Origin of the sequence: Coxiella-like endosymbiont (assembly GCF_002871095.1) — a bacterium.
In the GTDB taxonomy this organism is placed as follows: Bacteria; Pseudomonadota; Gammaproteobacteria; order Coxiellales; family Coxiellaceae; genus Coxiella.
On the sequence record NZ_NSHJ01000064.1, the window covers coordinates 1 to 804 of the forward strand.

Sequence of the window (804 nt, forward strand, 5' to 3'; positions counted from 1 at the left end):
CAATTTATCTAAAAGCCTCAGTTTTAATTGAATTGCAGCATCACAGTAAACTTCTATTTCAATATTTCCTTAACCTTTTGCTTGGAGTGTTTTTTATACTCTCTTTTAATATCAAGCTTTTTAACGAACTGATCATCCACAGGTGTGAAATTCAAGATTTAATACTTGATGCAGCCTCATCATAAAAACAGCTGATTTTCATTCCATATTTTTCCTGGGATATTCATCCAAAAAATGATCTCGATGAGTTTAGTCTCACCCAGATTGATTCCTTCAATTCCTTCTTCAAACCTAGGAATCATGCGGTAGAAACTTAACTTTAATGGAAACTTGTTAGCACTTTTCTGCTTTTAAAGGCTGTACCATCAAAAGTGCCCTTAAAATCAATGATGACCTGTCCCAGATTATTCTCTACTCAATCCTCTTCTTTCCCATATAGCAGACTGAATACGTAATGCTTGAAAAGCATATTATCTACCTTCTTTTTAGACACATTTATGTTCAATCCTTCTAAGGTTTTCAGGTTCGAGTATATTGAGAGGAATTTCGGGATAAACTTCATAATCATAATGAAATAAAATATTTTATTTTATAAGAGGCTTACCTCGCAATACTTGTCCGAGCTCCACTTTAGGTTTACTAGCACAATGTGTAAATGATCTTTTTTCAAAAGCCCTATCAAGAGTATATCTACGAAGAAGCTCCACGGCTACCTCTTGGAGAATAGAGTTGTCAAGCCACTTCTTCACGTTCTTCAGAACACTTTTTTCGTTAAAATTTAGGTAATGTTGCTGTGTTTTAGGT

The 804-nt window shown here is 34.2% G+C and carries 1 protein-coding gene; it reads right to left on the bottom strand.

Annotated features, from left to right (window positions below):
* Positions 1 to 584 precede the first annotated feature (584 nt).
* The coding region (locus CLERM_RS03985) for a hypothetical protein (protein ID WP_206602226.1) at positions 585 to 804 on the bottom strand (220 nt) is incomplete at its 5' end.